The sequence below is a fragment of the Streptococcus sp. 27098_8_109 genome, from assembly GCF_041432295.1.
Lineage (GTDB): Bacteria > Bacillota > Bacilli > Lactobacillales > Streptococcaceae > Streptococcus.
Genome location: NZ_JAPVZJ010000031.1, coordinates 1 through 10,080, shown reverse-complemented (window position 1 = coordinate 10,080; position 10,080 = coordinate 1). Strand labels below are relative to the sequence as shown.

Annotated in this window: 7 protein-coding genes; 2 read left to right on the top strand and 5 right to left on the bottom strand. The window is 40.8% G+C overall.

The annotated features are described in order from the left end of the window. Nucleotides 1-18: 18 nt before the first annotated feature. The 5 genes from O3664_RS08985 to O3664_RS08965 form a co-directional block, all read right to left on the bottom strand. Nucleotides 19-1,005, bottom strand: a complete 987-nt coding sequence (locus tag O3664_RS08985) for a LacI family DNA-binding transcriptional regulator (RefSeq protein ID WP_371613926.1) — start codon at nt 1,003-1,005, stop codon at nt 19-21. A 9-nt stretch (nt 1,006-1,014) separates the two neighbouring features. Next, nucleotides 1,015-1,815 carry a DUF1189 domain-containing protein gene (locus tag O3664_RS08980; RefSeq protein ID WP_261062442.1) on the bottom strand — a complete coding sequence of 267 codons (801 nt, stop codon included), beginning with the start codon at nt 1,813-1,815 and terminating at the stop codon, nt 1,015-1,017. A 261-nt stretch (nt 1,816-2,076) separates the two neighbouring features. After that, complete coding sequence (locus O3664_RS08975) at nt 2,077-2,919, bottom strand: sugar ABC transporter permease (RefSeq protein ID WP_033675775.1); 843 nt, start codon at nt 2,917-2,919, stop codon at nt 2,077-2,079. A gap of 1 nt (nt 2,920) precedes the next feature. Further along, nucleotides 2,921-4,213: a carbohydrate ABC transporter permease gene (locus O3664_RS08970; protein ID WP_049492634.1), complete on the bottom strand. Its 1,293-nt coding sequence runs from the start codon at nt 4,211-4,213 to the stop codon at nt 2,921-2,923. A gap of 110 nt (nt 4,214-4,323) precedes the next feature. After that, nucleotides 4,324-5,595 (bottom strand): extracellular solute-binding protein, encoded by a 1,272-nt coding sequence (locus O3664_RS08965; RefSeq protein WP_371613925.1) that lies wholly within the window; start codon nt 5,593-5,595, stop codon nt 4,324-4,326. 479 nt (nt 5,596-6,074) lie between these two features. Between O3664_RS08965 and malQ the strand changes: the two genes are divergently transcribed. Then, a complete protein-coding gene (gene malQ / locus O3664_RS08960; RefSeq protein WP_371613924.1) occupies nt 6,075-7,592 on the top strand; it encodes a 4-alpha-glucanotransferase in 1,518 nt (505 codons plus the stop codon). Between the two features lie 25 nt (nt 7,593-7,617). Then, on the top strand, nt 7,618-9,876 hold the full coding sequence (gene glgP / locus O3664_RS08955) for a glycogen/starch/alpha-glucan family phosphorylase (protein ID WP_371613923.1): 2,259 nt from the start codon (nt 7,618-7,620) through the stop codon (nt 9,874-9,876). Nucleotides 9,877-10,080 lie beyond the last annotated feature (204 nt).

The following is a 10,080-nucleotide window of genomic DNA, read 5'->3' as shown; positions in this document are numbered from 1 at the left end:
ACCAGCGCGAGCTGGTTTTTATTTTTCGATAATTTTGTGGGCAATCAACTGACGGTAACAAATTTGTTTATTGCTTTTAGCATCATTGATAATCTGGAGGATGGTTTCAAGGGAAACACGACCAAGTTCCAAGCTATTGATATCAACATAGGCCGCCAAGTTGAGCTTGGGATTGACCGAGTCAAAGCTGAGAACAGGGACATCCAGTTGGTGTTTTGTGATATAATCACAGACTCCTTCGGCTAGGAGGCTATCGGTTGTGATGATAGCATCGATTTGAGGGTCATGCTGAAAGAGGAGTTGGCTAAATTGATATCCTTTTTCCTCTAGAAATTCATTTGCAAAGTAGGTCAGATTGCCATCAAGAGGAAGTTTGTATTGCTTGAGTGCGGATTCGTAACCAGTTAGACGGTCTTGTGTAACGAAGAGTTTCTTAGAACCTCCGATAAAGGCAATTCGTTCGCAGCCTTTTTTGATGAAATATTCGGTCGCATCAAAACCAGCTTGGACATTGTCATTATCGACAAGAGGGATAAAAGGTGAAATGGATTTCCCTAGAATGAGGAAGGGGAACTGCTCATCAGCGACCAGTTTGACCAAGGGATCTTCCTCTTCGGCATAAAGGAAGATTAAACCATCCACACGTTTGCCGTAAACCATCTGTGAAATCGCTTTAAGGCGTTCTTTTTCATCTTTACCTGTTGCAATCTGAATAGCATAGTGGTTTTCAGAAGCGACCTGAGCGATACCACGGAGGACAGATGGAAAGAAAGGATTTTGATAGAAAGCGTCTGAGTCGTCAGGAAGGACCAAGCCGATAACTTGGGTATAGCTACTTACCAAGCTACGAGCATTGAGGTTGGGGTGGTAATTGAGCTCCTTCATAGCCTTGCGAACGCGTTTTTTTGTTTCGTCGCTAATGGTTGATTTATTTTGAATAACACGGGTTACGGTTGAAGGTGAAACACCAGCAGCCTTGGCCACATCTTTAATCGTAACGGGCATAAAAATCTCCTATTTATGGTAATCTGGATCACGGAAATGCGTTTTATAAAAGATAGTGACCAGATATAGAACAAAAAGAATGTTTTGTACAGTGATGAGGGTTGTCATATTTTGGCCAAATAAGCCCAAAATAAGCGTAATCAGAGTTGGCAATCCTAAACAGTTCAAGATAAAATGGTAGCACTCTTTAAAGGTCCTAAATGAAAAGAGGCGTGATTTTTTAGTGATATAAAGGAGAAGACTCGCTCCTAGAGAGACGATAAAGAAATTTAAACCAAAGAGGAAGCTGGCACCGAGAACTAGAAAGAGACTGATATAGACACGATTCTGCTGGTACCAGTCTTTAGAAATGGCTTGGGTCAAGCTGTCTTTGTTTTTGAAACTCTCAGTATCAATCGCTCGGTAAGAGACACGGGTCAGTTCTTTACTTTCCTTGCTGATGACTAGCTCATTCGTATCGAAATGCAGTTGCAAGTCCTTCGGTAATTCCTTGCTTTGACTTGGACCAATCACAACAGAAGGTGCTTGACTAGCTGTTCCTGTATAAGTTAATTTGCCATCAACAATTGCAGCGTGTTCAGAGAGATCCTGGACAACCTCATCTGTCAGAGGTTCATAGACATTATCGATAAAGGTTTCTAGGGGATAAGTCTCCTGTGAGCTGTTTTGGATGGCAATGGGTACCATAGACAAGCTGATAAGGAAGATACTGGTAAAGAGAAGCTGAAACCAGTTGAGTCCGAAACGTTTGGATAGGGGCTTACGAAATCCCCAAATACTTGAAAAATAGGAAAATGGATATGGAAGCATTTGTATCTTTCTAAAAGGTGTTTTCTATATGAGTATTATTATATAGAGAAAAGTGCTTTATTTCAAGTCTAGGAGACAAATTGCTTGTTGTAAGGATATTACTTACAGTAACAATCGCTAATACTCAATGAAAATCAAAGAGCAAACTAGGAAGCTAGCCGTAGACTGCTCAAAGAACAGCTTTGAGGTTGCAGATAAAAGCTGATATGGTTTGAAGAGATTTTCGAAGAGTATAAAATGAAAAAGGGTGGCGGGGATAAATTATCCCTTGTCGCCACCACTTGTAAGTCCTGAAACAAAGTTCTTTTGTAGGAAGAAGAAGAGAATACAGATTGGAAGGGCAATGAGGATAGCACCTGCTGAGAAGTAGGCAATCTTCAAGTTTTTCACATTGCTGACGAAGGTTTGGAGACCAACGGCAACAGTAAAGTATTCTTTCTCACGAAGCAAGAAACTAGAGAGGATGTAGTCCCCAAAAGGTCCCATGAAGGCCCAGAGAGCTTGTACGGCAACCATTGGGCGAACAAGTGGAAGAACAATTTGCCAGAAGCGGCGGAAGTGTCCTGCACCGTCTAGTTTTGCAGATTCGTCTAGAGACATTGGCACTGTATCGAAGTAGCCTTTCATGAGCCAAGCATTCATCGGGATACCACCACCAACGTAGAGGAAGATGAGGAACCAGCTGTGGTTAAGGGCGTTCAACATAAGTGCCATAACGAAGAAGGCTGTCAAAGCGGCCATGGTTGGCACCATTTGGATAATCAAGAAGAAAACCAAACTTTGTTTACGAGCCAAGAAGTTGTAACGGCTGTAGGCATAACCAGCAAGTACGATGATACTTGTTTGAACCGCCATAGTAATCAAGGCGATGATCAAGGTATTGAGATACCAAGTACCGTATAGAGTTTCAGTAAAGAGTCCTTTAAAGTTATCAAAATTGAAGTCGATGTTAGTATCTAGTTTAAAGGCTGCGACGTTACCTGCTTTAAAGGCTGACATGATGGTAATCAACAGTGGATAGATGATTACAATTGATAGGCCAATCAAGTAGAGGTAAGTAAGGGTTTGAGTCAGTCTACGTTTGAGTTTAATTGAGTTATTCATCTTAGACGTCCTCCATATCAAATGCGTGTAGTTTCTTGAATGCGATCATAGAGATTGAGATGACAATGATAGAGATAATCAAGGTAACAGCTGCCGCCATTGAGTATTGAGGAGATGTACCTGTTGTCAAACGGTAGATCCATGAGATCAAGATATCGGTTGAACCAGCTCCACCTCCGACACTACCAGGTCCTCCACCATTGAAGAGGTACATGATAGAGAAGTTGTTAAAGTTGAAGGTGTATTGACTAATCAAAGTAGGTGCCGCAACAGCCAAGATCATTGGGAAAGTGATGTTGCGGAATTTTTGCCAAGCATTGGCACCGTCAATATAAGCTGCTTCGTAAAGGTCGTTAGGAATAGATTGCAAGATACCCAAGGTCAAAACGTAGATGTATGGGAATCCAAGCCAACCTTGCATCATAATCAAGGCAATCTTAGTCCAAGTTGGGTCTGTTTTCCAAGGAATAAGAGCACCATCAAGGAAAGGAAGGAATTTAGCCAAGATTGGCAATACTTGAGTGTTGATAGCACCAACACTATCGTTAAACATGTTTGAGAATGTCAGGATAGTGATGAAGGCTGGGACAGCCCAAGGAAGAAGGAAAATAACACCGAAGATACGTTTTCCTTTGATAAATGGTTGGTTAGCAATGATAGCTGTGAAGATACCAATGACGATCTGTAAAGTTGAGGCAGATAAAGCCCAGATGATAGTCCAAGAAAGGACGGCACCAAAGGCAGAACGGAAGGTACTCAAGCTCCAAATGTTTGTAAAGTTGGTCAAACCAACCCAGTCCAACAATTTGTTTGGTGGCAAGTGTTGGAAGTCGTAGTTGGTAAAGGCGATCATCAAGGTTACGATAACCGGGAAGATAATCGCAAAAGTCATGGCAACATAAGATGGAATGATCAAGAGGTAAGGGAAGCCATTTTCATAGATTCCTTTGATCATTTCTTTAAAGGTAAGCGCTACTGGTATGCCATTGTTAATGTGTTTGGCAGTTGTATGTGCATCTTTGATATTTGCGAAATAAAAGAGTACATAAACAACTACAAAGATTAAATGGAAGGCACCACGAATCAGCATAAAGAGGGAATTGTCACGACCTGGTTTGTCACCAAGAGTGATGAGATTACTCAATTCAGGGGCTGCAAGTGCTAGGAAGTAGAGGAGAAATACAAGGGTTACACCAAGGAAGATAAAACCTTTTGCTTTTTGTTTATTGTAAATCTGTCCTAACCCAGGAATGATAGACAGCAGGGCTGCTTTACTAGGTTGTTGCTTTTCCATAATAACTCCTTTCATAGGATACTAGTTTCTAGTTAAAACCTAAACTATATATGTTTTCTATTGATAAATTCAAAGGGGGATTTGAATTCCACCCCCCTTGAACAAATTTTTTATTCACCAAATTTTTGTTTGATTGTTTCTTTGATCAATGTTACAGCGTCGTTAGCAGCTGTTTTCGCATCTTTCTTACCACTTACAGCATCAAAGAGCATATTTTTCGCTGGATCCCAAACTGCAGACATTTGAGAGATGTTTGGCATTGGTTGAGCGTTCTTGAACTGTTTGATAACAGCTGTTGTCAACTCATCGTTTTTACCTTCAGCGTATGAACGAGCCTCAGTGTTAGCTGGGATTTCGTTAGTCTTATCGTATAATACTTTTTGTTGTTCAGTTGAAACAAGGAAGTCTACAAATTTTTGAGAAGCTTCAAGGTTCTTAGTGGCTTGAGGGATGACCCAAGCTTTACCACCACCAAATGCAGCATATTCTTTTCCGTTTGGAAGAGTTGGGATAGTCGCAACACCGTAGTTTACTTTAGCATCTTTGAAGGCTTGGGCTTTCCAAGGTCCGTCGATGATAGCAGCTGTTTTACCTTCTTGGAAATGAGTTTGGATTAAGTTGCCAGCACCTTCCGTATCTTGCATACCTTTAGGCCATTTTTCATACCAAGATTTAGCGTATTCTATACCTTTGATAGCGCCGTCGTTGGCAAGACCGATATCTTTAGCGTCCTTACCGTTTTGACCGAATACGTAAGCGCCGTTACCAGCAAGAAGTCCGTATGCATAGTAGAAGTTTGTCCAGTCAGCTAGGAAAGCAGAAGTTTTTCCATCTTCACCAGCGAAGGCATATTTGCTATCTTTAGCAAGGTTTTCTAAGTCAGCAAAAGTTTTTGGAGCTTCTTTTATCAAGTCTTTATTGTAGTACATAACAAGTGACTCGATAACGGCAGGAGCACCGTAAACTTTACCATTAGCAGCTGTTACAAGAGATTTAGTTGTGTCGTCTGTTTTAGCACCATCGCTCAATTTCACTTCTGAAAGTTGTCCGTCAGAACCAAGGCTACCTACACGGTCGTATGGAGCCATCATAACATCAGGGACATTACCAGATTGGTTGTCAAGAGAAAGTTTATCAAGACCTCCTAGAGCATCACCAGTTTTAAGAGTGACTTTTACTCCAGTTTCTTTTTCATAAGCTTTAGCAACCTCTTCAATATAGCTCTTATATCCCTCGTCTACATATACAGTGAGTTCTTTCGCTTCAGATGAACCAGGATCAGCAGGCTTATCAGCAGTTTTGCTTCCGCAAGCTACCAAAAGCAAGCTAGCAAGTGTAACAGTTCCAAGCACAGCAGCGCTCTTCATGAATTTAGATGACATAGTGTATTCCTCCTAAAGAATAACAAATTTTATAATGAGGAAACGCAAACGTTTTCCTTTATGGGACTAGTATAGCACAATCGGAAAGCGGTTGCAAGTGTTTTTTGTAAAAATTTTTTAAAAAATTGTGAAAAAAAGTAAACGCTTCATCGTCGTATAATAGTAGAAAATCCCAAAAATCCGTTTTGTTTTAAATTTAAAAAAAGTTGAGAAAATGATTGCCTAATTTACAAATGGAAACCAGAGAGGATTCTCGCTTTATTTTTGCTTAATGAGATAAGTGAAACCCTTATTCCTATTTTGTTTGTTTTCTGAAAGAATATATATACGAGTAAGAAGAAAAAATTTTTAAAAAATAATCAAAAAAGTTATTTAAAACCGCTTGCATTTATCAAGAAAATAAGCTATACTAGTAATAGCGCAAACGTTTGCGTTCATAAAAATGTAATATCTAACTATAAACACATGAGGTGCTTATTATGAAAAAACGTCAAAGTGGTGTGTTGATGCACATTTCTTCTCTTCCAGGAGCATACGGAATCGGATCATTCGGTCAAAGTGCTTACGACTTCGTTGATTTCTTGGTTCGTACTAAACAACGTTACTGGCAAATCCTTCCACTAGGAACAACTAGTTACGGAGATTCTCCTTACCAATCTTTCTCAGCTTTTGCAGGAAATACTCATTTTATCGATTTGGATATCTTGGTAGAGCAAGGCTTGTTGCAAGCAAGTGACCTTGAAGGGGTTGACTTTGGTAGCGATGCGTCTGAAGTTGACTATGCTAAAATCTACTATGCACGTCGTCCTCTTTTAGAAAAAGCGGTAAAACGTTTCTTGGAAGTAGGAGATGTTAAAGATTTTGAGAAATTTGCTCAAGACAACCAATCATGGCTTGAACTCTTTGCAGAGTATATGGCTATCAAAGAGCATTTTGACAATCTTGCTTGGACTGAATGGCCAGATGCAGATGCTAGTGCTCGTAAAGCTTCAGCACTTGAAAGCTACCGTGAGCAATTGGCAGACAAGTTGGTTTACCACCGTGTGACTCAATACTTCTTCTTCCAACAATGGTTGAAATTGAAAGCTTACGCTAACGACAACCACATCGAAATCGTTGGGGACATGCCAATCTACGTAGCGGAAGATTCAAGCGATATGTGGGCAAATCCACATCTCTTCAAGACAGATGTCAACGGTAAAGCAACTTGCATCGCAGGATGCCCACCAGATGAGTTTTCTGCAACTGGTCAGCTTTGGGGTAACCCAATCTATGACTGGGAAGCAATGGACAAAGATGGTTACAAATGGTGGATTGAACGCTTGCGTGAAAGCTTCAAAATCTACGATATCGTTCGTATCGACCACTTCCGTGGTTTCGAATCTTACTGGGAAATCCCTGCTGGTTCTGATACAGCAGCACCTGGTGAGTGGGTGAAAGGTCCTGGCTACAAGCTTTTTGCAGCCGTTAAGGAAGAACTTGGTGAGCTAAACATCATCGCTGAAGACCTTGGCTTTATGACTGATGAAGTTATCGAATTGCGTGAACGTACTGGCTTCCCAGGAATGAAGATCCTTCAATTTGCCTTCAACCCAGAAGACGAAAGCATCGATAGCCCACACTTGGCACCTGCTAACTCAGTTATGTACACAGGAACACACGATAACAATACGGTCCTTGGTTGGTACCGTAACGAAATCGATGATGCGACTCGTGAGTACATGGCTCGCTACACTAACCGCAAAGAATACGAAACAGTGCCACATGCTATGCTTCGTACAGTCTTTTCATCAGTTAGCTTTATGGCAATTGCAACTATGCAAGATTTGCTAGAATTGGATGAGGCAGCTCGTATGAACTTCCCATCTACCCTTGGTGGAAACTGGTCTTGGCGTATGACTGAAGATCAATTGACACCAGCTGTCGAGGAAGGCTTGCTTGACTTGACAACAATCTATCGCCGAATCAATGAAAATTTGGTAGAATTAAAGAAATAATACAATATCAGGAGACACCTTAAACATGTTATCACTACAAGAATTTGTACAAAATCGTTACAATAAAACCATTGCAGAATGTAGCAATGAAGAGCTTTACCTTGCTCTTCTTAACTACAGCAAGCTTGCTAGCAGCCAAAAACCAGTTAACACTGGTAAGAAAAAAGTTTACTACATCTCAGCTGAGTTCTTGATTGGTAAACTTTTGTCAAACAACTTGATCAACCTTGGTCTTTACGACGATGTTAAAAAAGAACTTGCAGCTGCAGGTAAAGACTTGATCGAAGTTGAAGAAGTTGAATTGGAACCATCTCTTGGTAATGGTGGTTTGGGACGTTTGGCTGCCTGCTTTATCGACTCAATTGCTACTCTTGGTTTGAACGGTGACGGTGTTGGTCTTAACTACCACTTTGGTCTTTTCCAACAAGTTCTTAAAAACAACCAACAAGAAACAATTCCAAATGCATGGTTGACAGAGCAAAACTGGTTGGTTCGCTCAAGCCGTAGCTACCAAGTACCATTTGCAGACTTTACTTTGACATCAACTCTTTACGATATCGATGTACCTGGTTACAAGACAGAAACGAAGAACCGTTTGCGTTTGTTTGACTTGGATTCAGTTGATTCTTCAATCATTAAAGATGGTATCAACTTTGATAAGACAGACATTGCTCGCAACTTGACTCTTTTCCTTTACCCAGATGATAGTGACCGTCAAGGTGAATTGCTCCGTATCTTCCAACAATACTTCATGGTTTCAAACGGTGCGCAATTGATCATCGACGAAGCAATCGAAAAAGGAAGCAACTTGCATGACCTTGCTGATTACGCAGTTGTACAAATCAACGATACTCACCCATCAATGGTTATCCCTGAATTGATCCGTCTTTTGACTGCTCGTGGTATCGAACTTGACGAAGCAATCTCAATCGTTCGTAACATGACTGCCTATACTAACCACACAATCCTTGCTGAAGCCCTTGAAAAATGGCCTCTTGAATTCTTGCAAGAAGTGGTTCCTCACTTGGTACCAATTATCGAAGAATTGGACCGCCGCGTGAAAGCAGAATACAAAGATCCAGCTGTTCAAATTATCGATGAGAGCGGACGTGTTCACATGGCTCACATGGATATCCACTACGGATACAGCGTTAACGGGGTTGCAGCACTTCACACTGAAATCTTGAAGAACTCTGAATTGAAAGCTTTCTACGACCTTTACCCAGAAAAATTCAACAACAAAACAAACGGTATCACTTTCCGTCGTTGGCTCATGCATGCTAACCCAAGACTATCTCACTACTTGGATGAGATTATTGGAGAAGGTTGGCACCATGAAGCAGATGAGCTTGAAAAACTCTTGTCTTATGAAGACAAAGCAGCTGTCAAAGAAAAATTGGAAAGCATCAAGGCTCACAACAAACGTAAATTGGCTCGTCACTTGAAAGAACACCAAGGTGTGGAAATCAATACAAACTCTATCTTTGATATCCAAATCAAACGTCTTCACGAGTACAAACGCCAACAAATGAACGCTTTGTACGTAATCCACAAATATCTTGACATCAAAGCTGGTAACATCCCTGCTCGTCCAATCACAATCTTCTTTGGTGGTAAAGCAGCTCCAGCCTATACAATCGCTCAAGATATCATCCACTTGATCCTTTGCATGTCAGAAGTTATTGCTAACGATCCAGCAGTAGCTCCACACTTGCAAGTAGTTATGGTTGAAAACTACAACGTTACTGCAGCAAGCTTCCTTATCCCAGCATGTGATATCTCAGAACAAATCTCACTTGCTTCTAAAGAAGCTTCAGGTACTGGTAACATGAAATTCATGTTGAACGGAGCTTTGACTCTTGGTACTATGGACGGTGCTAACGTGGAAATCGCTGAGTTGGTTGGAGACGAAAATATCTACATCTTTGGTGAAGATTCAGAAACTGTTATCGACCTTTACGAAAAAGCAGCTTACAAATCAAGCGAATTCTACGCTCGTGAAGCTATCAAACCATTGGTTGACTTCATCGTTAGCGATGCAGTTCTTGCAGCTGGAAACAAAGAGCGCTTGGAACGTCTTTACAATGAATTGATCAACAAAGACTGGTTCATGACTCTTCTTGACTTGGAAGACTACATCAAGGTTAAAGAACAAATGTTGGCTGACTACGAAGACCGTGACGCATGGTTGGATAAAGTCATCGTTAACATTTCTAAAGCAGGATTCTTCTCATCTGACCGTACAATCGCTCAGTACAACGAAGATATCTGGCACTTGAACTAATACTCTTCGAAAATCTCTTCAAACCACGTCAGCGTTATTTGCAACCTCAAAGCGGTGCTTTGAGCAACCTGCGGCTAGCTTCCTAGTTTGCTCTTTGATTTTCATTGAGTATAAGATACAAGATTTATACTAATACACTTTCCTATAAAGCGAATTTCGATTGAAATTCGCTTTTTTGAATGCTGTGGATTTGGGTCAATCTTG